25 protein-coding genes are annotated in these 25,287 nt (G+C 58.1%); 6 read left to right on the plus strand and 19 right to left on the minus strand.

Features of this window, described 5'->3' with window-relative positions; genetic code table 11:
* Positions 1 to 73: 73 nt before the first annotated feature.
* The 3 genes from rlmN to GS630_RS14625 all read right to left on the minus strand — a co-directional run bounded on the left by rlmN (position 74) and on the right by GS630_RS14625 (position 2,309).
* On the minus strand, positions 74 to 1,261 hold the full coding sequence (gene rlmN / locus GS630_RS14615; protein ID WP_171180392.1) for a 23S rRNA (adenine(2503)-C(2))-methyltransferase RlmN: 1,188 nt from the start codon (positions 1,259 to 1,261) through the stop codon (positions 74 to 76).
* 175 nt (positions 1,262 to 1,436) lie between these two features.
* Positions 1,437 to 1,604, minus strand: a complete 168-nt coding sequence (locus tag GS630_RS14620) for a hypothetical protein (protein ID WP_171180394.1) — start codon at positions 1,602 to 1,604, stop codon at positions 1,437 to 1,439.
* A gap of 168 nt (positions 1,605 to 1,772) precedes the next feature.
* Complete coding sequence (locus tag GS630_RS14625) at positions 1,773 to 2,309, minus strand: invasion associated locus B family protein (RefSeq protein ID WP_171180396.1); 537 nt, start codon at positions 2,307 to 2,309, stop codon at positions 1,773 to 1,775.
* Positions 2,310 to 2,487: 178 nt separating this feature from the next.
* On the opposite strand from GS630_RS14625, the gene GS630_RS14630 reads away from it, so the two are divergent.
* Positions 2,488 to 3,486: an asparaginase gene (locus GS630_RS14630; RefSeq protein ID WP_171180397.1), complete on the plus strand. Its 999-nt coding sequence runs from the start codon at positions 2,488 to 2,490 to the stop codon at positions 3,484 to 3,486.
* 5 nt (positions 3,487 to 3,491) lie between these two features.
* Here GS630_RS14630 and GS630_RS14635 read toward each other — a convergent pair whose 3' ends face one another.
* From GS630_RS14635 to glyA, 15 genes are all read right to left on the minus strand, one after another.
* Complete coding sequence (locus tag GS630_RS14635; protein ID WP_171180399.1) at positions 3,492 to 3,812, minus strand: YciI family protein; 321 nt, start codon at positions 3,810 to 3,812, stop codon at positions 3,492 to 3,494.
* A 22-nt stretch (positions 3,813 to 3,834) separates the two neighbouring features.
* Positions 3,835 to 4,263 (minus strand): SRPBCC domain-containing protein, encoded by a 429-nt coding sequence (locus GS630_RS14640; protein WP_171620120.1) that lies wholly within the window; start codon positions 4,261 to 4,263, stop codon positions 3,835 to 3,837.
* Positions 4,251 to 4,580 (minus strand): helix-turn-helix transcriptional regulator, encoded by a 330-nt coding sequence (locus GS630_RS14645; protein WP_171620122.1) that lies wholly within the window; start codon positions 4,578 to 4,580, stop codon positions 4,251 to 4,253. Before GS630_RS14645 ends, GS630_RS14640 begins: the two co-directional genes overlap by 13 nt.
* A gap of 42 nt (positions 4,581 to 4,622) precedes the next feature.
* Positions 4,623 to 5,501 (minus strand): phosphoserine phosphatase SerB, encoded by an 879-nt coding sequence (serB, locus tag GS630_RS14650; RefSeq protein ID WP_171236134.1) that lies wholly within the window; start codon positions 5,499 to 5,501, stop codon positions 4,623 to 4,625.
* A 35-nt stretch (positions 5,502 to 5,536) separates the two neighbouring features.
* Entirely contained in the window at positions 5,537 to 6,265 is a 729-nt protein-coding gene (locus GS630_RS14655) for a metallophosphoesterase family protein (protein ID WP_171180408.1), read from the minus strand.
* 121 nt (positions 6,266 to 6,386) lie between these two features.
* Positions 6,387 to 7,982: a phosphoglycerate dehydrogenase gene (gene serA, locus GS630_RS14660; RefSeq protein ID WP_171180410.1), complete on the minus strand. Its 1,596-nt coding sequence runs from the start codon at positions 7,980 to 7,982 to the stop codon at positions 6,387 to 6,389.
* A gap of 99 nt (positions 7,983 to 8,081) precedes the next feature.
* Positions 8,082 to 9,236 carry a phosphoserine transaminase gene (locus GS630_RS14665; protein ID WP_171180411.1) on the minus strand — a complete coding sequence of 385 codons (1,155 nt, stop codon included), beginning with the start codon at positions 9,234 to 9,236 and terminating at the stop codon, positions 8,082 to 8,084.
* A gap of 198 nt (positions 9,237 to 9,434) precedes the next feature.
* Entirely contained in the window at positions 9,435 to 12,290 is a 2,856-nt protein-coding gene (gene gcvP / locus GS630_RS14670; RefSeq protein WP_171621555.1) for an aminomethyl-transferring glycine dehydrogenase, read from the minus strand.
* Positions 12,291 to 12,439: 149 nt separating this feature from the next.
* Complete coding sequence (gene gcvH / locus GS630_RS14675; protein ID WP_171181988.1) at positions 12,440 to 12,805, minus strand: glycine cleavage system protein GcvH; 366 nt, start codon at positions 12,803 to 12,805, stop codon at positions 12,440 to 12,442.
* Positions 12,806 to 12,823: 18 nt separating this feature from the next.
* A complete protein-coding gene (gcvT, locus tag GS630_RS14680; RefSeq protein ID WP_171712083.1) occupies positions 12,824 to 13,918 on the minus strand; it encodes a glycine cleavage system aminomethyltransferase GcvT in 1,095 nt (364 codons plus the stop codon).
* 16 nt (positions 13,919 to 13,934) lie between these two features.
* Positions 13,935 to 14,357 carry a universal stress protein gene (locus GS630_RS14685; protein ID WP_171236657.1) on the minus strand — a complete coding sequence of 141 codons (423 nt, stop codon included), beginning with the start codon at positions 14,355 to 14,357 and terminating at the stop codon, positions 13,935 to 13,937.
* 79 nt (positions 14,358 to 14,436) lie between these two features.
* Positions 14,437 to 15,855, minus strand: a complete 1,419-nt coding sequence (locus GS630_RS14690) for a sodium:alanine symporter family protein (protein ID WP_171236656.1) — start codon at positions 15,853 to 15,855, stop codon at positions 14,437 to 14,439.
* A 24-nt stretch (positions 15,856 to 15,879) separates the two neighbouring features.
* Positions 15,880 to 16,824, minus strand: coding sequence for a lipoyl synthase (lipA, locus tag GS630_RS14695; protein WP_171236655.1), 945 nt, complete (start codon positions 16,822 to 16,824; stop codon positions 15,880 to 15,882).
* 14 nt (positions 16,825 to 16,838) lie between these two features.
* Positions 16,839 to 18,218 (minus strand): dihydrolipoyl dehydrogenase, encoded by a 1,380-nt coding sequence (gene lpdA / locus GS630_RS14700; RefSeq protein ID WP_171621381.1) that lies wholly within the window; start codon positions 18,216 to 18,218, stop codon positions 16,839 to 16,841.
* An 11-nt stretch (positions 18,219 to 18,229) separates the two neighbouring features.
* Positions 18,230 to 19,483, minus strand: coding sequence for a serine hydroxymethyltransferase (glyA, locus tag GS630_RS14705; protein ID WP_171712085.1), 1,254 nt, complete (start codon positions 19,481 to 19,483; stop codon positions 18,230 to 18,232).
* A 147-nt stretch (positions 19,484 to 19,630) separates the two neighbouring features.
* On the opposite strand from glyA, the gene GS630_RS14710 reads away from it, so the two are divergent.
* Together GS630_RS14710 and GS630_RS14715 are read left to right on the plus strand one after the other, a co-directional pair.
* Positions 19,631 to 20,233 (plus strand): helix-turn-helix domain-containing protein, encoded by a 603-nt coding sequence (locus tag GS630_RS14710; protein ID WP_171180684.1) that lies wholly within the window; start codon positions 19,631 to 19,633, stop codon positions 20,231 to 20,233.
* A 475-nt stretch (positions 20,234 to 20,708) separates the two neighbouring features.
* Positions 20,709 to 21,977 (plus strand): MFS transporter, encoded by a 1,269-nt coding sequence (locus GS630_RS14715; RefSeq protein WP_171180682.1) that lies wholly within the window; start codon positions 20,709 to 20,711, stop codon positions 21,975 to 21,977.
* 18 nt (positions 21,978 to 21,995) lie between these two features.
* On the opposite strand, the gene GS630_RS14720 is transcribed toward GS630_RS14715, so the two are convergent.
* Positions 21,996 to 22,889 (minus strand): LysR family transcriptional regulator, encoded by an 894-nt coding sequence (locus GS630_RS14720; RefSeq protein ID WP_171621383.1) that lies wholly within the window; start codon positions 22,887 to 22,889, stop codon positions 21,996 to 21,998.
* A 124-nt stretch (positions 22,890 to 23,013) separates the two neighbouring features.
* On the opposite strand from GS630_RS14720, the gene comD reads away from it, so the two are divergent.
* The 3 genes from comD to GS630_RS14735 are packed head-to-tail and all read left to right on the plus strand — an operon-like array spanning position 23,014 to position 25,227.
* On the plus strand, positions 23,014 to 23,520 hold the full coding sequence (gene comD, locus GS630_RS14725; RefSeq protein WP_171095649.1) for a sulfopyruvate decarboxylase subunit alpha: 507 nt from the start codon (positions 23,014 to 23,016) through the stop codon (positions 23,518 to 23,520).
* Complete coding sequence (gene comE / locus GS630_RS14730) at positions 23,517 to 24,071, plus strand: sulfopyruvate decarboxylase subunit beta (RefSeq protein WP_171180678.1); 555 nt, start codon at positions 23,517 to 23,519, stop codon at positions 24,069 to 24,071. The genes comD and comE overlap by 4 nt, the downstream gene beginning before the upstream one ends.
* Before the next feature lie 10 nt (positions 24,072 to 24,081).
* The gene (locus tag GS630_RS14735) at positions 24,082 to 25,227 is read left to right on the plus strand and encodes an alpha-hydroxy acid oxidase (RefSeq protein ID WP_371809128.1); all 1,146 of its coding nucleotides are present in this window, start codon (positions 24,082 to 24,084) and stop codon (positions 25,225 to 25,227) included.
* The last annotated feature ends 60 nt before the right edge of the window (positions 25,228 to 25,287 follow it).

Genomic DNA, 25,287 nt, shown 5'->3' on the forward strand with positions numbered 1-25,287 from the left:
TATGGCGTGCAGGTGGCGACCGAAAACACTTGATGCGCGATACAACCGACCCGGTCGGACGCCGGCGGAAACTCTATCGGCTCAACCCTGTTTCGGCCTCGATCTGTTTGCGAGACTTGCGAGCGCGTTCGGTTGCCGATTTCAACTGACCACAGGCCGCCATGATATCCTCACCGCGCGTCTTGCGAATGGGCGATGCATAGCCCGCGTGGTAGATGATATTCGCAAAAGCCCGGATACGGTTGTTCGAGCTGCGCTTATACGGCGCGCCGGGCCATTCATTGAACGGAATCAGGTTGATCTTGGCCGGGATGTTGTAACGCTTGATGTGGTCGATCAGGCGGTGTGCATCCTCATCACTGTCGTTCACGCCATCCAGCATCACATATTCAAAGGTGATCCGTTCGGAGTTCGACGCATTGGGATAGCTGGCCAGCGCCTGTAGCAATTCTTCGATGTTCCAACGCTTGTTAATCGGCACCAGCACGTCGCGGGTCTCATCCGTGGTGGCATGGAATGAGATCGCCAGCAAACAGCCGATTTCCTCAGCCGTGCGCGCGATTTCGGGCACGACGCCAGAGGTCGACAGCGTGATACGGCGGCGCGACAGGGAAATCCCTTCGGGATCCATGGCGATTTTCATCGCATCACGGACGTTTTCGAAATTGTAAAGCGGTTCGCCCATGCCCATCAGAACGATGTTCGACAGCAGGCGCGTTTCATCCTTGGGCGCACCGGGGGTGGGCCATTCGTCAAGATCATCGCGGGCCATCATGATCTGACCAACGATCTCGGCCGCAGTCAGGTTGCGCACCAGTTTCTGGGTGCCGGTATGACAGAATGAACAAGTCAGCGTGCACCCGACCTGAGACGAGATGCAAAGCGTGCCGCGATCCTCTTCGGGGATATAGACGACCTCAACCTCATGCCCGCCTGCGATACGGCACAGATACTTGCGGGTGCCATCCTCAGAAACCTGGCGGGTCACAACCTCGGGGATTTCGATCACGAAATTCTCGGCCAATTGTGCGCGGTAGGCTTTGGCCAGGTTGGTCATCTCGGCAAAGTCTCGCACACCCCATTGATAGATCCACTGCCAGATCTGACCGGTGCGCATCTTGGCCTGCTTTTCCGGCGTGCCGTGTTCGATCAGAACAGCGCGCAGCTGGTCGCGGGTTAGCCCGACAAGGTTGATCTTTCCCTCGGGCAGTTTGCGAGGGAGGGTCAGGACATCTTGAGTGATCGGCGCTTTGGGCGACATTTTGGGCTCTCTGAGGCGTATCTCGAAAGATTCTGGCTTGGGATGCGCCTCTATATAGGAACCTGCGCAAAGATCAAAAGGATTCGTCACAATTGGCGGGTATGCATGGAAAAGCCACAGTAACACAGTCACTGCGGCCATTGTCTTGTTTTAATCCGTACGGATCAAAGCCCGCTTAGACACCTGCCGGCGGAATGTAGCAATCTTCGGCGTCCAGAGTCTTAACCGGGTCTTCCGGGCCGCACTGTTCGCCAGTCACCGGATATGTCTCACCTGTGTTTTCACAAGCGCTTAGCACCATGGCCGAGATCATCATCAGCGCAGCAAGAAATTTGTTCAGCATCGGGGCAACTCCTTCGTTTCCTCTGAACTATTTAGTTCAGAAAGTGCGAGGGCTTACTTTGATACGGATCAAGTGCGGGCGCGGACGTCGCGTAATGCTGGCGCGCCGGACAGCATCAAAAACAAAAGCCCCGCCATACCGACGGGGCCTGCACCGAAATACGCTGACTTAATTAGTGCAGCGTTGCTTCGCGTCGTCAATTGCTGCGGTAAAGCCCAGTAACGAGAAGGTGTCTTTCGTCTGCGTCCCGCGTTCCGAGCGGGCCGTCAGAACAGCCTCGTTCCCGCGCTTCATCGCTTCGATCACTTTGGGTTCCTGCCCTTGAGTCGAAGGCCAGGCCCATTCGCCATCAGTAATGAATTCGAATTCGGCGTCGTCGATCTTGACGTTGACGGTCGAACCCGCCGCAAAGGGATAGCCGCCGGTGAACGACACTGTTCCGTTCACGTCATCGCCTGGTCGAAACACCACAAACAGCAAAATGTCGCTACGCCGCACAGAAACCACGCGACCACCGCGGGTGTTAACCGTTTCGTCCGGGGTTGCGACGCTCCAGCATTCAGTGGGGTCTTCTTCAACAAAGACGCTCCAATCTGTCTTGACCGCAACACGGTTGGTGCTGCTGGCCTGCTGAGCGATTGCAGATGTCGCGACGGTACCTGCCACAGACAGGCCCGCGATCACACGAACGAGCATTGATCCCATTTGTCCAGCCTCCTAGCTCGACCCATACCTCAAACCCATCGGACATGGCTGCGAACCCTTCCGGCCCGTCTATTCCGTTGCGCATTCCGATGATTGCCGACATACACACACTAACGCAGGTTTCGCCACAGGCGAAAGGGCGATTGGCAGAATTTTGCGCATAATTTCGGAGGTCCAGATGACGCAGCCCATACCCATGACAGAACTGTGGCGTGGTGCTTTGCTTGAGAGTTTGCATCTGGGCCACGCGGTGATCTGCGATGACAGCGGCCAAATCGTCCGCAGCTGGGGCGATCCGCAAGCGGTGATCTACCCAAGGTCCTCAGCCAAAATGATTCAGGCACTTCCACTGGTCACGTCGGGTGCCGCGGCGAAATACGGCTTGAACAGCGAACATCTTGCGCTGGCCTGCGCCTCACATAACGGTGCCGCGATCCACACCGATCGGGTAACAGCATGGCTGGATCACCTGGGGCTGACCGAGCATGATCTGCGCTGCGGCCCACAGGAACCAGCAGATACAGCAGCTCGCGATCGGCTGATTTTAGCTGACGACACGCCTTGCCAGATCCACAACAATTGCTCGGGCAAACACTGTGGATTTCTGACATTGGCTCAGCACATGGGCGCAGGCCCGGAATACCTTGAAATCGACCACCCGGTGCAACAAGCCTGTCTGTCAGCCATTGAAGAAACCACCGGAGAGACCAGCCCGGGATATGGCATCGACGGCTGTTCCGCTCCAAATTTCGCGATCTCGCTGGCGGGATTGGCACGTTCGATGGCGTGGTTTGCCAGTGCCGCAGACCGCTCGGATCGCTCCTCTGATGCTGCGGCACAACTGGTTGCGGCAATGGTCAAGCACCCCGAGCTGGTGGCCGGTGAGACCCGTGCCTGCACCGAGCTGATGCGCGCCATGAATGGCAGGGTTGCCATCAAAACCGGGGCCGAGGCCGTGTTTGTGGCCATCATACCGGAAAAACGTATGGGCGTTGCGTTGAAGATCACCGACGGCACCACCCGCGCCAGCGAATGTGCGATTGCCGCGATACTGGTCAGCCTCGGCGTGCTGGAGGCCGATCACCCGGCCACCCGCAAATTCATGAACGCCACGCAATACAGCCGGCGCGGGCTGGAATGCGGCGTGATCAAACCTGCGCCGGGCTTCCCCGGCTAAGGTCCTCACATCTCGATCTCATGCACCTCGGCCACTTCGACCGAGCCTGAACCGTTGACGACCATTGGACAACCCTTGGCCATGGCGGTCGCTGCGTCGATGCTGTCGGCCTTGATCACCGTAAAGCCCGAGGCCGGGTTCGCACCGCCGTTGTCAACGACCCCGCTGTTGGTGACGGTATAGGACTGGCCCACCGGGTTGCCGGGGATTTCCAGCGCCTCACCCATGTCCTGAAACCAGGCACCCCAGGCGGCCATGGTCGCCTCAATCTCGGCGGGGTCGGTTGGGGTGTGGCCCCCATGATATACAAACAAAAATTGGGGCATGTCGCTCCTCCCTGATGAAAACCTATTTGCAAAGTGCTTCGAGTTTACGCAGCGAAGATGTCCAACCCTGATTGTGGTTCGCTGCCGCTTCGGCATCGGCCAGTTCTCGGTGATCCAGTGTCAGTCGTGATCCGGTGTCGGTTGCTGCGACCGACAAAGTCACGTGGCTTTCGTTGCCGCGCTGGTCCTGATCATCATGCCAGCCCCATGTGAAACCCACGGATTTAGGTGGATCGACATGGGTCACATGGCCTGAAACCTTGTATCGTTGGCCCTCGCCATTCTCCATCACCGAATACCATGGGCCTGTTCGCGAAAAATCCAGATTATGTTCGGGCACATGCATCCCTTCGGGCCCCCACCATTGCAGCAACCTGCTGCCGTCACTGATCCATGCGAACAAGTCTTCAGGGCTGACGGGGAAGTCCCGTTCCAGTTTCAGGTCGGCCATGAATTCTCCCTTTCGATAATTTCGCTCAAACGATCGAGGCTGCTTTCCCAGAATTGGCGCCTGGAAATGGTCCAATCGGCAATCAGCCGCAGCCCCTCGGGTCGGACAGAATACATCCGCTGCGTGCCTTGGGCGCGCTGTTGCACCAGCCCTGCCTCTCGCAAGACCTTTAGGTGGCGCGAAATTGCAGCCCCCGAGACACCGCGCCCTTCGATCAGGTCACCGGCGGGCAGTTCACCCTGTTCCATCAATTGTTCGACAATCGAAAATCGGGTGGCGTCAGACAGTGCTGAAAAGGCGGTCAGAAGCGTGCTCATGACCACTATTTAACACAAATGTTAAATAAAAGATAGCCTCGGTTATTCCTCGGCAAAGTCAGCGCGGCTGTACCCTTGCAGGTAAAGCAGCGCCGTCAGGTCACCGTGATTCACACGCACGTCGCATTGGGCGGCAACTGAAGGCTTGGCATGAAGGGCAACTCCGGTTCCGGCCCGGCCCAGCATTCCAAGGTCATTTGCTCCGTCGCCAACAGCCATTACGTCATTTTCAGACAGCTCAAGCCGGGCAGAGATCTGTTCCAGTGCTTCGATCTTGGCCTGCCGTCCCAAAATGGGGCGCGCAACATCGCCCGTCAGTTTCCCGTTTTTAGCCAACAGCGTATTGGCCCGGTTTTCATCAAACCCCAGCAACTCTGCCACCCGTGCCGTAAAGGCTGTGAACCCGCCGGATACCAACGCCGCATGGGCACCGTTCGCCCGCATCGTGGCCAGCAATGCCCTGCCACCCGGCATGAGGGTGATCCGTTCGTTCAGAACTTTGCCAATGACGCTTTCATCCAAATCCTTGAGCAATCCGACCCGTTCGATCAACGCCCCCTCAAAGTCCAGCTCTCCGTTCATGGCACGGGCAGTGATGTCCTTGACCCTGTCTCCAACACCGGCTTCATCCGCCAGTTCATCGATGCATTCTTGCTGAATCATCGTGCTGTCCATATCAGCCAGCAGCATCTTTTTGCGCCGCCCATCCGCAGGTTGCACGATCAGGTCGACACCCATGCCCTGCAAGTCCGCCCAGACATCCCAGCGATTGTCGGGCATGTCGCTCAATTCAAACTCTAGCGCCTCATCAGGGCTGAGCCAGATGACATCCCCACCGCCCCACGCGTTGCGCAGCGACTCGGGCAGGGCGCGGTCCAGCGAAGGCGCTGCAGGATTGGTCAGCAAAGTTGCGACATACATATTCAATCTCCAATGTCGTGCCTGCGTCAGGTGGTTTAAGGCGTCAATGGGATACGGCCCCGTGCCGTCAATTCCCAACAAGTCTGCCCTTCGAATACGGCCACACCCACCTGACGCCCATAGCCCGCACCTGTATCCAGGTTGACGCGATTTCCATAATGCGTGGCCTTATCCACTGGCGTGTGACCATGCACGATCAGCTTGGGATGCGGACCTCGATGGTTGTGAAAAACCTGCCTGATCCAGACCAGATCACTTGCGCGTTGTTCATTGAGCGGCACGTTCGGGCGGATACCGGCGTGAACAAAGGCAAGCTCGGGCGTCTGGTGCATCAACGCCAAATCGCGCAGGAAGGTCAGGTGAGACTTTGGCACCGCCCCCTTCGCCATCCGGTGCAAGTCTTCCAGCCGGATTTGACCTTCAAACTCCACCCCGTAACTGCGCAAAGTCTCAATCCCGCCTAACCGATCATGCAGCCAGTGGTACCCCACGAGCAGATGCGGATCGTGGCGTGGGGTGTCTTCCATGAACCAGGCAAACATCCGGTCGTGATTGCCCAGCAGGGTGATCCAGTTCCGACCTGCATAACGCCCGGCGATCAGGTGATCGATCAAGTCCCGGCTATCGGGACCGCGATCCACGTAATCACCCAGAAACACAACCTGAGCATCAGGTCCGCCGTCACTTTGGATCAAAGACAGTGCGCGCTCCAGTTCGGCCACCTGCCCATGCAGATCCCCGATTACATAGACAGGCTGTGTCATAGACATCCTCCGCCGGTAATGTTCAGCACGCTTTTGCCCCAGATCGCGGTTCCAGAGAACAAAGGACCCGGGTCTTTTCAAAACCGGGCCCTGAACTGTTTCTCAAACTCAACAGGCCGCGTCAGGCGACATCAAACACCAATGGCTTGATTTGCGTGAACAGACCCGTTTCCGCCAGCTTGGCGCGGGCCTCCGCTGGAACCGGTTCGTCTACGTAAAGCAGCGCAATGGCTTCACCGCCTGCCTCGGACCGACCAAGGGTAAAGTTGGCGATGTTGACGTTGTTCTCACCCATGGTCTGACCCAATGCACCGATGATGCCCGGCACGTCTTCGTTGGTCGTGTACAGCATATGAGCGCCGATCTCAGCGTCGATATTGATGCCCTTGATCTGGATAAAGCGCGGCTTGCCGTCGCTGAACACAGTGCCCCCGATCGAACGCTCGCGCTTGTCGGTCACAACGGTGACTTTGATATAGCCCTCAAACGCGCCCGATTTGTCCTGATTGGTGGTCGAGATTTTGATCCCACGCTCTTTCGCGACAACCGGGGCCGAAACCATGTTCACCTCGGGGTTGAACTTTTTCATGATCCCCGCGACCACTGCGCAGTTTAGCGCGGCAAGGTTCATTTCAGCGGCCACACCATCGTAAAGGATGTTGATCGCCTTAACAGGCTCATCCGTCATCTGACCAATAAAGCCGCCAAGATGCCCGGCCAGCTTGATCCAAGGCCCCATGACCTTGGCCTCTTCCGCCGTCACGCTGGGCATGTTCAGCGCATTCTCGACCGCGCCTGTCAGCAAATAGTTCGAGATCTGTTCGGCCACCTGCAAAGCCACGTTTTCCTGCGCCTCGGTCGTTGCCGCACCAAGGTGCGGTGTACAGACCACGTTGGGCAGGTTGAACAGCGCGTTTTCCTTCGCCGGCTCTTCGCTGAACACGTCAAAGGCTGCTCCGGCGACGTGTCCGGATTGCAGCGCTTCGGCCAGAGCGTCTTCGTCTACCAGTCCACCACGGGCACAGTTGATGATACGAACCCCCTTCTTGGTCTTGGCGAGGTTCTCGCGGCTCAGGATGTTGCGGGTCTGATCAGTCAGCGGTACGTGCAGCGTGATAAAGTCGGCGCGCGACAGCAACTCATCCAGTTCAACTTTTTCCACGCCCATTTGCGCGGCTTTCTCTTCGCCCAAATAGGGATCATAGGCGACGACCTTCATCTTGAGTCCAAGGGCGCGTTCACAAACTATGCCACCAATGTTCCCTGCACCAATAACACCGAGGGTCTTGTTGGTCAGCTCGATCCCCATAAACTTGGACTTCTCCCACTTGCCTGCATGGGTCGAGGTAGAGGCCTCGGGGATTTGCCGCGCCACGGCAAACATCATCGCAATCGCGTGTTCAGCGGTCGTAATCATGTTGCCGAACGGCGTGTTCATTACGATCACACCTTTCTTCGAAGCCGCATCCTTGTCGATATTGTCCGTGCCGATACCAGCGCGGCCAATGACCTTCAGCTTGTCGGCTTTCTCCAGGATGGTCGGTGTGACCTTGGTGGCCGAGCGGATGGCAAGACCGTCATACTGACCGATCACTTCGGCCAGCTTGTCTTTGTCCTTGCCCAGATCAGGCATGAAATCCACGTCGATGCCACGATCACGGAAAATCTGCACGGCGGTTTCGCTGAGCTTGTCAGATACGAGTACTTTGGGGGCCATTTTCTCTGGTCCTTTGAAGAATTCTGGGGGTTGGCGGGCTGAAGCCCGCCCTACGATTTCAAATGTGAGTAGGCCGGGCTTCAGCCCGGCACCGGGTCATCAGGCAGCTTCGGTTTGCGCTGCGATCTCGGCCTCGAAGGCCCAGGCCAACCAAGGCAACATCGCCTCGATATCCGAGGTCTCAACCGTACCGCCGCACCAGATACGCAGACCCGCAGGCGCGTCGCGATAGGCACCGATATCCAATGCAATATTCTCGACCTCCAACCGTTTGGCCACAGCCTTGGCAAAAGTCGCACCGTCCTGAATGCGTGCATCGGTAAACTTCAAGCACACAGATGTGTTCGATTGCGTCGCCGCATCCTCGGCCAGATTGGCGATCCAATCATTCTTCGCACAGAACGTATGAACCGCATTGGCATTCGCATCAGCACGGGCGATCAGCCCTTGCAACCCACCGACCGAGCGCGCCCAGTCCAGCGCGAACAGATAATCCTCAACCGCCAGCATCGAGGGCGTGTTGATCGTGGCTCCGGTAAAGATACCTTCGATCAGCTTGCCGCCTTTGGTCAGACGGAAAATCTTGGGCAGCGGCCATGCGGGGGTGTAGCTCTCCAGCCGTTCAACCGCACGTGGGCTCAGGATCAACATGCCGTGGGCCGCTTCGCCACCCAACACTTTCTGCCAGCTAAAGGTGGTGACATCCAGTTTGTCCCACGGCAGGTCCATCGCAAAAGCGGCGCTGGTCGCATCACAAATTGTCAGGCCCTGACGGTCATCAGCGATCCAGTCGCCAGTGGGAACCCGCACGCCCGAGGTTGTTCCATTCCAGGTGAACACCACGTCATTGGCGAAATCGACCGAAGCCAGATCCACGATCTGCCCGTAATCCGCCGTTTTCACCTCGGCATCGATCTTCAGCTGTTTGACCACATCCGTCACCCAGCCCGCGCCAAAGCTTTCCCAAGCCAGCATCTCGACCTTGCGCTCACCTAGCAGCGACCACAACGCCATCTCAACCGCACCGGTGTCCGAGGCGGGAACGATCCCGATTTTGTAATCTGCCGGAATACCCAGCACCTCACGCGTGCCTTCAATGGCCGCTTTCAGCTTATCCTTGCCAACAGCGGCCCGGTGGGAACGACCCAACGCGGCATCGGCCAATTTAGTCAGATCAAATGTAGGGGGTTTGGCACAGGGGCCAGAGGAAAAACGCGGATTTGCCGGCCGCGCTGCCGGTCGTTCAATCGTCATCTGTATTACCCTTTCAGATACACGCCCCTCGTTGGGGAGGGGTGTCCCACGCACAGAGCTATGGGGCCTTTGCACCTGCAGCAAGCGGAAAAGACACTTCGTCAGGCGAAAACGACATCTGAAAAGGCTACAAATCGGAACGCGAGTTTCCGATTGGCGAAAACCCCGCCTATGTTTTGGCGGGGTTTTGTTATGGGATTATTCTGCGGCGTCTGCGTATGCGTCCATTGGGGGGCATGTGCAGACGAGGTTTCTGTCGCCATATGCGTTGTCGACGCGGTTGACGGGGGACCAGTATTTGTCGACACCCATGGAGCCCGGAGGGAAGCAGGCCTGTTCACGGGTGTAGGGGCGGTCCCATTCGCCGACCAGATCGCGCACGGTGTGGGGGGCGTTTTTCAGCGGGTTGTTTTCCGCGTCGATCTTGCCGTCGATGATGTCCTGCGCTTCCGAGCGGATGGACAGCATGGCGTCGCAGAAGCGGTCCAGCTCGGCCATGGGCTCAGACTCGGTCGGCTCCACCATCAGGGTTCCGGCCACCGGCCAGCTCATGGTCGGCGCGTGGAAGCCTGAATCGACCAGGCGCTTGGCCACGTCGTCGACGGTGACATGCGCCTCGGCATCCAGCGGGCGGGTGTCGAGGATGCATTCATGCGCCACCCGGCCCGTTTCCGAGGTGTAGAGGATCGGATAGGCATCCTTGAGCCGCGCCGCGATGTAGTTGGCGTTCAGGATCGCCACTTTCGTGGCCTGCGTCAGACCCGCGCCGCCCATCAGCAGCACATAAGCCCAGCTGACCGGCAGGATCGAGGGCGAGCCGAAGGGCGCTGCCGAGACCGGACCCACGGCGGTGCCGTATTCCGGGTGACCGGGCAGGTGCTCTTCCAGATGCGCCTTGACGCCAATCGGACCCATGCCGGGGCCGCCACCACCATGCGGGATGCAGAAGGTCTTGTGCAGGTTCAGATGGCTGACATCGCCGCCGATGTCTCCGGGGCGCGACAGGCCGACCATAGCGTTCATGTTGGCCCCGTCGATATAGACCTGACCGCCGTGATCATGGGTGATCTGGCAGACCTCCTGCACGGTGGTCTCGAACACGCCATGGGTCGAGGGATAGGTGATCATGCAGGCGGCCAGATGATCGCTGTGCTTCTCAGCTTTGGCGCGGAAGTCGTTCAGATCAATGTTGCCATTCTCATCCGCCAGCACAGGCACAACCTGCCAGCCCACCATCTGGGCCGAGGCCGGGTTGGTCCCGTGCGCCGAGGTTGGGATCAGGCAGACATTGCGCTGCCCTTCGCCGCGGGCGAAGTGATAGTTGCGGATGGTCAGAAGGCCCGCGTACTCGCCCTGCGCGCCCGAGTTGGGCTGCTGGGAGATCGCGTCATAACCGGTGATCTGGCACAGCTTGTCGTTCAGATCGGCGATCATCTCGTGATAGCCCTGCGCCTGATCTTCGGGGCAGAACGGGTGCAGATTGCCAAACTCGGGCCAGGTGACCGGGATCATCTCGATCGTGGCGTTCAGCTTCATGGTGCAGGAGCCCAGCGGGATCATCGCCCGGTCCAGCGCCAGATCGCGGTCGGCCAGACGGCGCATATAGCGGGTGATCTCGGCCTCGGCCCGGTTCTGGTGGAAGATCGGGTGGGTCAGATAGGCACTTTCGCGCAGCGCATAGTCCGGCAGGCGGTACTGCTTGTTCGAGCTGTCATCGGTGCGGTCGATGCCGAAAGCACCCCAGACGGCCTCGATGGTCTCAGGCCGGGTCTGTTCGTCCAGACTGATGCCCACTTTCGTATCGCCGACCTTGCGCAGGTTGACGCCACGGGCCACGGCAGCTTCCATGACGGTCTTCTGCAGATGGCCGACCTCGACCGTGATGGTGTCGAAGAACACTTCCGGCTCAACGGCAAAACCCGCCTCTTCCAGGCCAGCGGCCAGGCGCGAGGTCTTGCGGTGCACCGATTGCGCGATGGCCTTGATGCCGTCGGGGCCGTGATAGACCGCATACATCGAGGCAATGACCGCCAGCAGCGCCTGCGCGGTGCAAACGTTCGAGTTGGCTTTCTCGCGACGAATGTGCTGTTCGCGGGTTTGCAGCGACAGGCGGTAGGCCTTGTTGCCACGGCTGTCGATGGACACACCGATGATCCGGCCCGGCATCGAGCGCTTCAGCTTGTCGGTGGTTGCCATGTAAGCGGCGTGCGGGCCGCCATAGCCCATCGGCACGCCAAAGCGCTGGGTCGAGCCGATGGCGATATCCGCGCCCATCTCGCCCGGTGACTTCAGCAGCGCCAGCGACAGGATGTCGGCGGCAACAATGGCGATGGCTTTGTGTTCATGCAGTGCCGCGATCTCGGCGGTGAAGTCGCGCACATGGCCATGGGTGCCGGGGTATTGGAAGATCGCGCCAAAGACCGCGCCCGCATCCAGGCTGTCGGGATCACCCACCTGCACGTCGATGCCCAAAGGCTCGGCACGCGTCTTAATGACCGCGATGGTCTGCGGGTGGCAGTTCTTGTCGACAAAGAAGGCTGCATTGTTCGCCTTGGACCGCCCGCCGCGCTTGGCCATGGCCATGGCTTCGGCAGCCGCCGTGGCTTCGTCCAGCAAGGACGCGTTGGCCACGTCCAGCCCGGTCAGGTCGCTGACCATGGTCTGGAAGTTCAGCAGCGCCTCAAGACGACCCTGGCTGATCTCGGGCTGATAGGGCGTGTAGGCCGTGTACCAGGCCGGGTTTTCCAGAATGTTGCGCAGGATCGGTGCAGGTGTGGTGGTGCCGTAATAGCCCTGACCGATCAGCGAGGTCAGAACGGTGTTCTTGCTCGCCACCTCTTTCATGTGGAACAGAGCATCACGTTCCGTCATCGCCGGACCCCAGTCCAGCGGCTCTTTCTGCCGGATCGCGGGCGGGACGGTGACGTCGATCAGTTCGTCCAATGTCTTGAAGCCGATCACCTTGAGCATGTCGCGCATCTCGGTGGGCGACGGGCCAATGTGGCGGCGGTTGGCAAAGTCATAGGCTTCGTAGTCGGTCAGTTTGAAGGCCATTGCAGCGCTCCTATGAATAAGTCAGGTCCGGCAGAGACCGCGCAGATCTCCGGTGGAAGGCGGGCCAGTCCGGCCCGAGCGGGCGGAGCCCCAAAAGCAGAAGCTCCGGATAAAGCGGTGGAACCCCAGGCGCGGGCCCCCGGTTTGGTTTAGCCGATGAAGGCTTTGTATCCGGCCTCGTCCATCAGGTCCTCAAGCTGCGATGCGTCCGCAATCTTGATCTTGTAGATCCAGGCTTCGCCTTCGGGGTCTTCGTTCAGCGCGCCGGGGTTGTCGGCCAGCGCTTCGTTCACTTCAACGATCTCGCCATCCACCGGAGCATAAAGCTCGGACGCGGCCTTGACGGATTCGATCACGCCGATCTCGCCGTCTTTCTCGAACTCGTCGCCCGCTTCCTGCTGCTCGACAAACACCACCTCACCCAGCTGTTCAGCCGCGTGCTTGGTGATGCCAAGCGTGGCGGTATCGCCCTCAACGGTCAGCCATTCATGCTCTTCGGAATAATAGGTTGCCATCTTGTCTCTCTCCTGACTTCAACGCTTGTAATTCTGTGTGACAAAGGGCAGCGCCACGATCTGCGCCGGTTGCGCCTTGCCCCGAATGATTAGGTTCACCTTCTCGCCGGGCTCACCATGGCCCTTCGACACGTAGCCCATCGCAACCGGACCACCCACCGTGGGGCCAAAGCTGCCCGAGGTAATCTGACCAATCGTGTTGCCCTCAAGGCATTGCACTTCAACGCCCTGACGCGCCGGTGCCCGGCCGTCGGGCTTGATGCCCACCAGCTTGCGCGCCGCGCCCTCGGCCAGTTCCTTTTGCACGCGATCCGCGCCCGGAAAGCCGCCTTCTTCCTTGCGGCGTTTTTGAATGGCCCAGCCCAGGCTGGCCTCGATCGGCGAGGTGCTCTGGTCGATGTCGTTGCCATACAGGCACAGACCCGCCTCCAGCCGCAGGCTATCGCGCGCGCCCAGACCCGCAGGTTCGCAATCTTCATGCGCCAGGAAGGCCTTGCTGATCTCGATCGCCTTGTCCTCGGGGATCGAAATCTCGTAACCATCCTCGCCGGTATAGCCCAGGCGCGAGATGCGGCATTCAACGCCGTTGATATCGGCCACTGTGGTTTCCATGAACTTCAGATCGCGGGCAGCAGGGCAAAGTTCCCCCACCACATCCTCGGCCTTGGGACCCTGCACCGCCACCAGCGCCCGCTCGAAGATCTCGGTCACTTCGACGCCTTCGAGGTGCGCGCGCATATGCGGAATGTCCTGATGCCGCAGCGCCGCGTTCACAACCACAAAGAAATGATCGCCCGCATTCGACACGATCAGGTCATCCATGATCCCGCCATCCGCATTCGTAAAGAACCCGTACCGCGCCTTGCCTTCCTTCAGCGTCGCATAAGCCTGAGGGCACAAAGCTTCCAGCTTCTCACCCACATTCTCGCCGCGCAAAATCACCTGACCCATGTGAGACACATCAAACAACGCCGCCTTCTCACGACACTGCTTATGCTCCCCCATAATCCCCAAAGGATACTGAACAGGCATCTCCCAGCCAGCAAAATCAACCAACTTACCTCCCAACTCAACATGCAACGAATACAAGGGAGTGCGTTTAATGTCGGACATAGTTCTCACCTTTCGATCAGCGGGATTGGTCGCGAACGACTGTGACTGTGCAATGCGCATTGCGCACCACACGGGCCAGGTTCGGGCCGATCTCGTAATTCGGGAAATCGCCTTTGGTCGAGGCCATGATGATCAGGTCAAAGCCATCCTTGTAAGCGAGTTTCAGGATTTCGCGGTATACGCTGCCTTCTTCGATGTGAACGTTCACGTCCGAGGCATTGCCATGATCTAGGATAGCCTGAACTTCATTGCGCACATGATCCCGAGCACCCGCGCCATAGTTGGCGGGCAGGTTCGGCAGCTGGATGATCTCGGGGATGACGGCAACTGCGTGCAGCTCGGCACCATAGAACTTGGCCTGTTCCAGTGCGAGCGGCAGGGCGTTCTTCCACGAGCGGTCGTCGGTGTGATCAATGGGCAGCAGGATTTTCGTGGCCATCACGTCTCTCCTCGAGATATGGATTTCTGTTTTAAAACCGGGGGGCCAGTTTGGCCCCCCGCATTCGTCAGGGCCGAGCTTATTCGGCAGCTTGACCGCCGGGCTCTTCCGATTGACCGTTCGATGCGAAGAACTCTTTCGTCAGCTTGAAGACGATCGGGCTCAGCAAGGCCAGTGCAATAAGGTTTGGGATAGCCATCATGGCGTTAAGTGTATCCGCCAGTAGCCAGACAAAACCCAGATCTGCTGTTGCGCCGAAGTAAATCGCGACGATCCACAGGATGCGGTAAGGCAGCAGGGATTTAACACCCAGCAGAAACTCAACGCATTTCTCGCCATAGAAGGACCAGCCCAGGATAGTGGTGAACGCAAAGATCGACAGAGCGATGGCAATCAGGTACCCACCGATACCCGGCAGAGTGGTTTCAAAGGCCAGCGACGTCAGAGCTGCGCCGGAAATCGCCTTGTATCCTTCGGTTTCACCATTCGCGACGAAATCCGCGACCGACGCATCCAATGCGCCCGAAGCGATGATCGCCAGACCTGTGATCGAGCACACGATGATCGTGTCGATGAATGTCCCCAGCATCGCGATCAGGCCCTGATTTACAGGTCCCTTGGTCTCGGCTGCGGCATGGGCGATCGGGGCAGAACCCAGACCGGCTTCGTTTGAGAAGACACCGCGCGCCACACCAAAGCGGATGGCAAGCCACACTGCTGCACCAGCTGCGCCGCCCTTGGCAGCCCAAGGCGTGAACGCATAAGTGAACACATCGCTTAGCGCGGCGCCGATTGAACCGATGTTGATCAGCAGAACCAGCAGGCCCGCAACGATGTAGGCGATGGCCATAAACGGAACCAGTTTACCTGCAACCGCACCGATGCGAGTGATACCACCCAGAATAACGGCGGCGGTCAGGATCATCAGCACAATACCAGTAATCGATTCATTGATGCCGAAGTTTGTTTCCAGAACTTGCGCCACACCGTTGGCTTGAACGCCATTGCCGATGCCGAAGGCCGCAATGCCGCCGAACAAAGCGAAGGCAACACCCAGCCAGGCCCATTTCGCGCCCAGACCGTTTTTGATGTAGTACATCGGGCCGCCGACATAGTTGCCCAGCTCGTCTTTTTCACGGTATTTCACCGCGCAGACAGCCTCGGCATATTTGGTGGCCATGCCCACCAGGGCGGTCATCCACATCCAGAACAAGGCGCCCGGACCGCCCAGGAAGACAGCAGTGGCCACACCGGCAATGTTACCTGTACCGATGGTCGCCGACAGCGAGGTCATCAGCGCGTTGAACGGGCTAATCTGCCCTTCGCCCTGACCTTCACGGCCTTTGAACAGCAGGCTGAAGCCCGTGCCGATGCGCAGGATCGGCATGAATTTCAGACCAACCTGTAGGAAGAAGCCGACGCCAAGGATGAGCGCCAGCATCCACGGCCCCCATACGACGCCATTAATAGCCCCTGTGATTGAAGTTAACGCTTCCATGGTTTCCCTCCCATTTGCGTTTGGTTACGCCCTGTTTGCGATGGCCCGCTGGCGGGCTTGCTTAAGAGCAGCGAAGTCTTCGTCCGCGTGGAACGATGAACGGGTCAGCGGGGTTGCCGACACGTGTAGGAAGCCCTTGGAACGTGCGATCTGTTCCAGTTGGGCGAACTCCTCCGGTGACCAGAACCGGTCAATTGGATGATGTTTCGGGGTCGGTTGCAGGTATTGGCCAACCGTCAGAAAATCGACTTGAGCGGCGCGCAGGTCATCCATGACCTGCCGCACGTCATTCAGGCTTTCACCCAAGCCCACCATCAGGCCGGATTTTGTGAAAATCTCGGGATTGGCGCGTTTCGCATCATCCAGAAGACGCAGCGAAGTATAATACCGCGCACCGGGACGCACTGTCGGATAAAGATGCGGCACAGTTTCCAGATTGTGGTTGAAAACATCCGGTGCCGCGTCAAATACGATATCTGAAGCAGTGCCTTTTCCAAGAAAATCAGGGGTCAAAACCTCGACCGTGGTGCCCGGGTTCTGATGACGCACGGCGCGAATGGTCTGCGCGATATGTTCAGCCCCGCCATCGTCCAGATCATCGCGGTCGACCGAGGTGATGACCACATGACGCAGGCCCAGTTTCTTGACCGCTGCCGCAACCCGACCGGGCTCGAACGCATCCAAAGCATCCGGGCGGCCCGTGGACACGTTGCAGAAGGAGCAACCGCGTGTGCAGACCTCTCCCATGATCATCATGGTGGCGTGACGCTTGGACCAGCACTCGCCGATGTTGGGGCAGGCAGCCTCTTCGCAAACGGTCGCCAGGTTATGTTCGCGCATCAGGCGGCGGGTTTCGTAATACTCGGCGCTATCGCCCTTTTTCTTGCGGATCCACTTGGGTTTGCGCGGGATGACACTGTCAGCCTTTTTGGCCTTTTCAGGGTGGCGAGGGCGAAGCTGGATAGTCATCTGTCTGCTCTTTCTTACGCGTGGATTGCGCGGCCCAGGGCGTCCAGGCAGGCTTCTTTGACCGCCTCCCCCTTAGCCGGGTGTGCATGACAGGTTGAGGCGACCTCGGACACGGTGGCGCCTTTGGTCATCGCAAGAACCAGTTCGGCGATCAGATCACCACCATGTGCACCGCAGATATGTGCACCCAGAATTTTGCCGTTGGGACCTGCCAGAACCTTGACCGCACCATCGGTTTCGCCGGTCGAACGCGCCCGCGAGTTGGCCATGAAGGCAAATTTGCCAACCGAGTATTCGGTACCCGCGTCTTTCAGCGCTTCTTCGGTCAAGCCCACCGAGGCGACCTCGGGGTCGGTATAAACCACACCCGGAACAGTGTTGTAATCGACGTGAGCCGTTTCACCGGCCAGCATTTCGACACAGGCAACGCCGTCCTCTTCGGCTTTGTGCGCCAGCATCGGGCCGGGAACACAGTCACCGATCGCATAGACGCCAGGAACCGAGGTCTGGAACGTGCCGTCAACTTCAATAAAGCCGCGCGGGCTCACAGCGATGCCAAGGTCTTCAAGACCCAGCCCGCGTGTAACGGGGCGGCGACCGACGGCGATCAGAACCTTGTCGGCCTCGATCACCTCTTTTTTGTCCTTGCCCACACGATCCACGGTCAATTTCAGACCAGTCGTGGTTTCTTCAATGAATTTCAGCGCACGCCCCAACTGGAACTTCAAGCCGCGCTTGCTGAGCGCGCGCTGCGCCAATTTGGCTATTTCACCGTCAATGCCGGGCATGATGCGGTCCAGATACTCAATAACTGTGACCTTGGCTCCCAGACGTGCCCAGACCTGACCCAGTTCCAGACCAATAACGCCAGCTCCGATCACCACCAGATGATCCGGCACGCTGTCCAACGCAATCGCACCGGTCGAACTCAGGACGTTCTGTTCGTCAATCTCGATGCCGGGCAATGGGGTAGGCTCGGACCCCGTAGCAATCAGGATGTTCTTAGTCTCATGAACCTCGTCGCCCACCTTGACTTGACCGGCTGCGGGAATGGTGGCCCAGCCTTCGATCAGATCAACTCCGTTTTTCTGAAACAAGAACGCAATGCCCTTAGTCAGATCGCCAACGATCTTGTCCTTGCGCCCCATCATCGCGGGTACATCAATGCTGGCCTCCCCGACCGCAATGCCATGGGAGGAGAGATGGGAGAGTTCGGCAAATTTCGCCGAGGAGTTCAGCAACGCTTTGGAGGGTATGCACCCGACGTTCAGACAAGTGCCACCCAGAGCCCCGCGCCCCTCGACGCAAGCCACTTTCATACCCAGCTGGGCCGCACGGATCGCGGCGACATAGCCGCCTGGCCCTCCGCCGATGACAATCAGGTCGTAAGTCATTTCGTCGTCTTTCAGTAAATCGGATAGCTGGCGCAGAGCGCGCGGACTTTTGCATGGGTCGCCTGTTCGACAGCGGCATCACCGTCGGGCGACTTAGCCAATGCGTCCAGAACATCGCCAATCAGGTTGCCAATCTGTTTGAATTCTTCCGCCCCAAAGCCACGGCTGCATCCGGCAGCGGTACCCAGTCGAATACCGCTGGTAACGGTTGGCTTCTGAGGATCACCCGGAACGCTGTTTTTGTTGCAGGTAAACCCGGCACGCTCCAACGCGGCTTCGGCATCTTTGCCGGTTACGCCGATTGGGCGCAGATCGACCAGCATCAGGTGGTTCTCGGTACCACCAGAAACGATGTCACATCCCCGTGCGATCATCACATTGGCCAACGTCGAAGCACTATCGACCACGCGCTGCATGTATTCTTTGAATTCAGGCTTCAGCGCCTCGCCAAACGCAACCGCCTTACCCGCGATCACATGCATCAACGGGCCGCCCTGAAGACCGGGGAACACGGCCGAGTTGATCTTTTTCGCCAGCGCTTCGTCATTGGTCAGGATGATGCCTCCGCGCGGGCCGCGCAGGGTTTTATGCGTGGTCGACGTGACAACATGCGCATGACCAATAGGTGAAGGGTGCAAACCGGTTGCAACCAGACCCGCGATATGGGCCATGTCGGCCAGTAGCCATGCGCCGACCTCGTCCGCGATGGAACGGAAACGGGCAAAGTCGATCTTTTGCGAATAAGCCGACGCACCTGCGATGATCAACTGCGGTTTTTCAGCCTTGGCCAAGGCTTCGACTTGGTCATAGTCGATCAGGCCAGCCTCGGTCAGGCCATATTGGATAGGCCGGAACCATTTGCCTGATTGCGCCGGCTTCGCCCCGTGGGTCAAATGACCGCCAGCATCCAGAGACATGCCCAGAATTGTATCGCCCGGGCTTAACAGTGCCATTTTGACTGCGCCATTTGCCTGCGCACCGGAATGCGGTTGCACGTTGGCGTATTCGCACCCGAACAGTTTCTTCAAACGGTCGATGGCCTCGGATTCGACCTCGTCTACATATTCACACCCGCCATAATAGCGGCGACCCGAATATCCTTCGGCGTATTTGTTGGTCAGGACCGAGCCCTGCGCCTCGATCACGGCCTGAGAGACGATGTTCTCGGATGCGATAAGCTCAATCTGCTCGGCCTGGCGCACGCCCTCACGGTCAATCGACGCAGCGATGACAGGATCAGCATCTTTCAGCGACGTTTTGAACATGGTTTCTTCCTCCACTTTCGAATCCTGTATTCGAAACTTTGTTTCCTATAGTGGAACTACGCTCTTAATGGCAACATATTTCTCATATTCGCGATATTGCGTGCGTATAGGAGAACCTGTAACCTGTGGTAAATTGGGAGGAAAATGATGGGCGACGACCATTGGAATGAAGGTTCTGTCCAAGACGAAGAGGACGAAGGCGCGGCGTTGGGCCGGTCCATTCGCGATGCACGGCGGGAAAAAGGCTGGACTTTGGAAGAGGCCGGGCGCGCTGCGGGAATCGGTCGCTCGACTCTGTCGAAGATTGAAAACAACCAGACCAAACCAAGTTTCGAGATCGTGCGCCGTCTGACCCAGGCGCTGGACATGAACCCCCCACAATTGTTTTTGGAGTCGGGTCAGTCAGGCATAGCAGGGCGGCGCGATTTCACCGCCAAAGGTCAGGGCGACACGCGAGAAACCGCCACTTACCTGCACGAACTTTTGTGCTCGGATCTGACCAGCAAACGCATGTTGCCCTATATCGCAACAATCCGGGCGCGAGACATATCAGAATTCGATCCGCTGGTTCACCATTCGGGCGAAGAATTCATGTATGTCCTCAGCGGCGAGCTAATTTTCCTGTCCGAGCATTACCGTCCACTTCCAATGAAGGCCGGGGATTCGCTCTATTATGACAGCGGAATGGGGCATGGTTGCATTTCGACCAGCAAAGAAGACGCAAAGGTGCTTTGGGTCTCGCTGGAGTGAACCCACCTTGGCCCGCCAAGGTGCAGGACGCGCAATTCAGATCAGTGCCGGTTGCCGCTCTTTTTGACAAAAGAAATCTTGTCTACCGGTCTGCGCGCAGTAACGGTCGCTCTGCCATGGCTTGTATGTTCGAGGGCACCAACGCTTGCGCCAGCGCTTTGACGCGTTCGCCATGGAATTGCGATGCGAAAATCTGCCCGTAGTGGCGCTTTGGGCGTCGCGCCAATCCTTTCCCGACACAATGTGAGACACCGAATTTCTCGCCAGCGCGCGAGGTCCCCGCCTCGATTCAACGGTTTGGGCAGTGCTGGTTTCAAGAGACACCTAGATCTCTGCTGTCTGCCAGCCTGAACTTTCTTTGAAAGTATCGGCAATCTCGCAAGGCCCGTTTCAGGTGCCTTGCTGTGGCTTGTCGCGACATCAGCTTGTCGCGGGATTGATATACTGCTGATCCGGCCCGCAATAGGCATGGGGCATGATACGCGCATTAAATGAAAACTGGGCCCTGTTTTTGGGGATGCTCATGCTGATGGTTGCCAATGGCCTGTTGGCGACCTTGCTTACAATTCGCGGCGCAAGTCTTGGGTTCAGTGATTTTACCATCTCGGTCATGCAAGCAAGCTATCCGCTGGGCGCGCTGGCCGGAACGGCCATGGCGCCGCGTCTGGTGGAAAACGTCGGGCACATCCGGGCATTTTCCGCACTTGCGTCACTGGTTTCTATCGCGGCGATCGTACACCTGCTGACCAGCGATGCCATCAGTTGGAGCGTGATGCGCTTTTTGGGAGGGTTTTGTTACCCGGGTCTTTACGTCATCACCGAAAGCTGGCTGAACGCCAAATCCGAAAACAATACGCGGGCGCAGGTGCTGTCGCTCTATTTCATCATCCAACTTGCGGGACCAGCGTTGGGTACGGCTCTTGTTGGCTTTCCTGATCCTACTGGCAATCTCTTGTTCGGAACCGTCTCGATCCTGATTTCGCTGTCGATCGTGCCATTGCTTTTGTCAGGCAACAAAGCACCGGACTATACCGTCCCTGAGCGCATGCCAGTCACACGGTTGTACAAGGTCTCTCCCATCGCGGTTATTGGGATTGTGTTGGTCAGTATCGGTGTTTCCGCACACTATATCACCCTGCCCTTGTATGCACTGCAACAGGGGTTCTCGGCTGCGCAGGCATCAGGCGCTTTGGTGGCTGCCCTGATTGCCGGTGCCGTCGTGCAATATCCGGTGGGTTGGATTTCAGACCACACCGACAGGCGTTATGTTGTTATTGGTCTGGGCGTTATCGTCTTGGTGTCGGGTCTTTGGATGGCAGCCAACACATCACCCGAATACATTGTCTTCGGCTTTGTCGTGATTGCAATCGGTTTGTACCCGACCTACTCAATCCTGACCGCTCATGCGAATGATCAGCTCCGCCTGTCTCAGATCGTACCCGCCAGTGGCACCATGGTTTTGCTGCTGAACATCGGACTTCTCATCGGAACCATATTGGGTCCAAACGCCATTTCCCTGTTCGGAGGCAGGGGATTGCAGTTTCTTTTAGCCGGCATCGGGCTTTCTGTTGCCGTGATCGCATTGATCCGGCGCGTCAAGGTTGCCGCGCCTGCCGAGACCGGAGAAGTGCAGGTTGTGGGCATCATCGGCGCGACACAACCCGGCGTCTTGCAAGCGGAAACCTTGGTACAGGAAGAGGAAGCAAGTTTTAATGAGGAAGCTGGCATAGAGGGCCGTGCTTAATACAATTAGAAAGTTTGGCTAATCCTTGGACACAGCCGGATGGTACGCGACAGAGGTCCGGATTTCGTCAACGAACAGATCAATCAACCGCTTTCTGGGACTGTCGGCGCGCAGCAAAACGCCCAGCGCGCGGGAAACGGGTTTGCCACCTAGCGGGATTTTTCGCAATCGGCCGAATTCCGGATCGGGCATACACAGGTTGGGCACGATTGAGACACCCAAGTTATGCGCCACCATACTCGTGAGGTCTTCGAGCGATTTCATTTCCATGGCATAGCTCACCCGGATTCCGCTCTGGGCAAGCCACGTGTCGGCCAGAACACCGACCATCCCATCCCGGGCGTGTCGGACGAAAGGTTGTGTTGCAAGGATTTGGATCGGATCAGTTTCGGTCACCTCGGGCGATGTCACCAGAACCAGTTCTTCGGTCGCAAAAGGATGCCATTCCAGATCCGGGGTCATAGTTTCTGGCGCGCTCAGCACCGCCGCATCGATCACGCCACGCTCTACCTGCGTCTGAAGATCTCCGGATAGAGCCGACGTCACATGGACTCGTAGCTCCGGATAGGCCTCCAGCAATCGCCGGACGGTGACCGGGATCAAGCTGCGAATGGTCGATGACACAGCGCCCAGATTAAACTCACCGCCGAAAGCCGTGTCACCAACCACACCGTCCAGGATTGTGTCATAGGCGCGCACCAGATCTCTGGCCTTGGGTACCAGCGCCCAGCCGGTTTGATTGAGCTTGGGAGTGCGCTCGCCTCGGTCGAACAAGGCAATTTGCAAGTGATCTTCAAGCCGCTTCATCTGCTGACCAACCGCCGCCTGAGAGACATAGACCTTGTCGGCGGCGGCAGCAAAACTGCCTGTGTCAGCAATTGCAATCAGGGTTTTGTACAGCGTGATGCTCATGAAACCATTTCTTCGCGGCGCATGACTAAACTAAACCAAAACTTTATTCATAATAAAGTATTATTACATTGAGTAAAGCATAGGTTTTGGGCGATATGAGTGTCAGTGAACAGAGGAATCGAGAATGTCCATCCACAGCAAAATCGTTGATGATCTGGTGGCCAATGACATCAGTTTCGTGACGACCGTGCCCTGCAAGCAGTTGGCCGGTGTCATCGACGAGGTCGAAGCGCGCCCCGAGATCTTTCACATCCCCTCAAACAAAGAAGACGAAGGCATGGGTCTGTGCGCCGGGGCCTGGATGGGGGGCAAGCGACCCGCCATCATCATGCAGAACACCGCGATCGGCGTGACAATCAATACGCTGGCCACGTTGATCCAGTACTACCGGATGCCGCTGCCGATGCTGATCTCATACCGGGGTGAACTGCGCGAACCGGTAGCCTGCCAGGTTGAAATGGCGGTGCACACCAAGGCTCTGCTGGCCCAACTCAACATCCCGACCTATCACTTCCACAAGGAAAGTGACGCGGATGAGCTGGATACAATCCTGAAATACACCTTCATGTGCAACAAGCCGGTCGCCATCCTGACCGACGCGTCCTTCTGGGGAGGCTACGGAGACCAATGATCCGCTCTGAGATTCTGAAAGAAATCGCCCCTGTTATCCGCGACCAGTTGGTGGTCTGCAATATCGGCATCCCCAGTCAGGAACTGCACGCCATCGACGACCAGCCCACCAATTTCTACATGCTGGGCACAATGGGACTAGCCTCAAGCATCGGATTGGGTTTGGCGCTGGCTCAGGACAAAAAGGTGATTGCCATCGACGGTGACGGCTCGGTTCTGACTAATTTCGGCACTCTACCCACGATCGCGAACAACGTGGCCGACAATTTCATCCTGCTGATCGTTGATAACGGATCATATGGTTCGACCGGTGATCAGCCGACCTATGCGGGGCAGAAAACCTCGTTAGCGGCAGTCGCTTCGGCCTGCGGCTGCGAAAACGTTGTCGAATGCCGGGCCGAGGATACAAAACAGGCGATCGAAGACGCTCTGGCCGGGAACAAGATGACCATCATCGTGGCCAAATGCGAAAGCGGCAATGCCAAGATGCCCGTCATCACCATGGACCCGGTGGTAATCCGTGATCGGTTCATGAAAGCTGTTCAGGCCTGAGGTCCCGAACATGTTGCCGTCCGGCCAGATCCATTCTAGCGCAGATGCCCGGCGGATAGCCCGCAGGCGTCTGCCTTGGATGGTGTTTGATTACATGGATGGCAACGCGGGTGAAGAACACGGCGCGGAGTTAAACCGGCGCGCCTTGCAGGACATTCGCCTGCGCACGCGGGTTCTGGTGGATGTCAGCCAGCGCAGCCTGGATTTGGCTGTCTTTGACCATGCTGCCAAACGGCCTTTTGGTATCTCTCCAATGGGGATGTGCAATCTGGCTGCGCCCGACGCGGACCTTATGCTGGCGCGCCTGGCAGCTGACTACGAAATCCCGCACGGGGTTTCGACCGTAGCCTCGACGCCGTTGGAAAAGATCATCGAAGTGGCTGAAGGGCACGCCTGGTTCCAACTGTACTTCAGCGGCGACGGCAGCAGCGCTATGGGTCTTGTGGACCGGGCCGAAGCGGCAGGCTATCGCACACTAGTTCTGACACTGGATGTACCAGAAGTTGGCAGACGTCCGCGCGAACTGCGCCACGGTTTCAAGATGCCGTTTCGGATCGGGCCCAGGCAGTTTTTCGATTTCGCGCTGCATCCACGCTGGTCGCTGAACACTTTGTTCCGCGGCAAGCCACAGATGGCAAATTTTCCAGACGGCACCTTTGATCGCACCGAATCCCGCGCGCGTGCCGATTGGAACTATCTCAGTCGGTTGCGTGACCGATGGCCAGGCAAGCTGGTCGTCAAAGGCGTTCTGGATGCCGAAGATGCACAGCGCCTCAAACAAGCGGGAGTGGATGCCATACAGGTGTCCAGCCACGGTGGTCGGCAGCTAGATGCTGCAATCCCTCCCGCTCTCGCGCTGCCCGCCATTCGTCAGGCGGTTGGCTCGGATTTTCCATTGTTCTACGACAGTGGGCTGCGCAGCGGTGAAGACGTTGTGAAGGTGCTGGCGTCAGGTGCTGATTTTGCCTTTCTGGGGCGCATTCTGTTATATGCAATCGCTGCTGGAGGAGAGACTGGGTTGCGAACCCTTTGGGATGTGCTGTCGCAGGAGACGAGCCTGACCCTTGCCCAGATTGGCGCAACAACACCCAGACCGGCTCAGCTTGGCCAGAGCCTGGATCGTTCGCAATTTTTGCTTCAAGAGAGCAAAACGTAACTGCACGCGGCGCCAGTCCATACACCTGCCCCGCGCGGTTTGTGAAATGAATAGGCAAGA

Source organism: Ruegeria sp. HKCCD7303 (genome assembly GCF_013111185.1).
In the GTDB taxonomy this organism is placed as follows: domain Bacteria; phylum Pseudomonadota; class Alphaproteobacteria; order Rhodobacterales; family Rhodobacteraceae; genus Ruegeria.

Coding starts and splice junctions, on each gene's coding strand:
- rlmN (WP_171180392.1), bottom strand. CDS start 1,261: ATGTCGCCCAAAGCGCCGATCACTCAAGATGTCCTGACCCTCCCTCGC.
- GS630_RS14620 (WP_171180394.1), bottom strand. CDS start 1,604: ATGCTGAACAAATTTCTTGCTGCGCTGATGATGATCTCGGCCATGGTG.
- GS630_RS14625 (WP_171180396.1), bottom strand. CDS start 2,309: ATGGGATCAATGCTCGTTCGTGTGATCGCGGGCCTGTCTGTGGCAGGT.
- GS630_RS14630 (WP_171180397.1), top strand. CDS start 2,488: ATGACGCAGCCCATACCCATGACAGAACTGTGGCGTGGTGCTTTGCTT.
- GS630_RS14635 (WP_171180399.1), bottom strand. CDS start 3,812: ATGCCCCAATTTTTGTTTGTATATCATGGGGGCCACACCCCAACCGAC.
- GS630_RS14640 (WP_171620120.1), bottom strand. CDS start 4,263: ATGGCCGACCTGAAACTGGAACGGGACTTCCCCGTCAGCCCTGAAGAC.
- GS630_RS14645 (WP_171620122.1), bottom strand. CDS start 4,580: ATGAGCACGCTTCTGACCGCCTTTTCAGCACTGTCTGACGCCACCCGA.
- serB (WP_171236134.1), bottom strand. CDS start 5,501: ATGTATGTCGCAACTTTGCTGACCAATCCTGCAGCGCCTTCGCTGGAC.
- GS630_RS14655 (WP_171180408.1), bottom strand. CDS start 6,265: ATGACACAGCCTGTCTATGTAATCGGGGATCTGCATGGGCAGGTGGCC.
- serA (WP_171180410.1), bottom strand. CDS start 7,982: ATGGCCCCCAAAGTACTCGTATCTGACAAGCTCAGCGAAACCGCCGTG.
- GS630_RS14665 (WP_171180411.1), bottom strand. CDS start 9,236: ATGACGATTGAACGACCGGCAGCGCGGCCGGCAAATCCGCGTTTTTCC.
- gcvP (WP_171621555.1), bottom strand. CDS start 12,290: ATGGCCTTCAAACTGACCGACTACGAAGCCTATGACTTTGCCAACCGC.
- gcvH (WP_171181988.1), bottom strand. CDS start 12,805: ATGGCAACCTATTATTCCGAAGAGCATGAATGGCTGACCGTTGAGGGC.
- gcvT (WP_171712083.1), bottom strand. CDS start 13,918: ATGTCCGACATTAAACGCACTCCCTTGTATTCGTTGCATGTTGAGTTG.
- GS630_RS14685 (WP_171236657.1), bottom strand. CDS start 14,357: ATGGCCACGAAAATCCTGCTGCCCATTGATCACACCGACGACCGCTCG.
- GS630_RS14690 (WP_171236656.1), bottom strand. CDS start 15,855: ATGGAAGCGTTAACTTCAATCACAGGGGCTATTAATGGCGTCGTATGG.
- lipA (WP_171236655.1), bottom strand. CDS start 16,824: ATGACTATCCAGCTTCGCCCTCGCCACCCTGAAAAGGCCAAAAAGGCT.
- lpdA (WP_171621381.1), bottom strand. CDS start 18,218: ATGACTTACGACCTGATTGTCATCGGCGGAGGGCCAGGCGGCTATGTC.
- glyA (WP_171712085.1), bottom strand. CDS start 19,483: ATGTTCAAAACGTCGCTGAAAGATGCTGATCCTGTCATCGCTGCGTCG.
- GS630_RS14710 (WP_171180684.1), top strand. CDS start 19,631: ATGGGCGACGACCATTGGAATGAAGGTTCTGTCCAAGACGAAGAGGAC.
- GS630_RS14715 (WP_171180682.1), top strand. CDS start 20,709: ATGATACGCGCATTAAATGAAAACTGGGCCCTGTTTTTGGGGATGCTC.
- GS630_RS14720 (WP_171621383.1), bottom strand. CDS start 22,889: ATGAGCATCACGCTGTACAAAACCCTGATTGCAATTGCTGACACAGGC.
- comD (WP_171095649.1), top strand. CDS start 23,014: ATGTCCATCCACAGCAAAATCGTTGATGATCTGGTGGCCAATGACATC.
- comE (WP_171180678.1), top strand. CDS start 23,517: ATGATCCGCTCTGAGATTCTGAAAGAAATCGCCCCTGTTATCCGCGAC.
- GS630_RS14735 (WP_371809128.1), top strand. CDS start 24,082: ATGTTGCCGTCCGGCCAGATCCATTCTAGCGCAGATGCCCGGCGGATA.